Source organism: Burkholderia sp. Bp9143, assembly GCF_003853645.1.
GTDB lineage: Bacteria > Pseudomonadota > Gammaproteobacteria > Burkholderiales > Burkholderiaceae > Burkholderia.
In genome coordinates, this window is sequence record NZ_QTPO01000169.1 from 1 (window position 1) to 518 (window position 518).

A 518-nucleotide genomic window follows, 5' to 3' on the forward strand; every position below is an offset into this window, starting at 1 on the left:
TGTGCCGTATTCCAATTGAGTCAAACATAGAGTTCGAATCATCTTGAGATACATCGATACAATCACAACCCGGATAGTTTTCACGTCCATCTCAAGACGCTTCCGCTATCCAAATTACTTACTTCTTCCAGATTGTTAAAGAACGACAGCCGATACGTACTACGTATCACTCTGACTGGCTCAATCGCCAATGACAAACGTTCGATCAAGTCGAACGCTTGTCATTGAAGATTGGTGGAGGCAGACGGGATCGAACCGACGACCCCCTGCTTGCAAAGCAGGTGCTCTCCCAGCTGAGCTATGCCCCCATGTGTACAGATGCCTCAGGTGTTACCGCCAGACAATGGTGGGTCTGGTTGGATTCGAACCAACGACCCCCGCCTTATCAAGACGGTGCTCTAACCGACTGAGCTACAGACCCCTGAGTCTGTCTTTAAATTTACAGCCGATAAGCGTGAGCGCTCAACTTTGCGAGAAGCTCTGGAAAGGAGGTGATCCAGCCGCACCTTCCGATACGG

At 50.0% G+C, this 518-nt stretch carries 2 tRNA genes; both read right to left on the reverse strand.

The features are described 5' to 3' along the window. Nucleotides 1-232: 232 nt before the first annotated feature. Nucleotides 233-308 (reverse strand) — tRNA-Ala (locus tag DIE23_RS39175). Between the two features lie 36 nt (nucleotides 309-344). Then, nucleotides 345-421, reverse strand: a tRNA-Ile gene (locus DIE23_RS39180). Nucleotides 422-518: the final 97 nt, after the last annotated feature.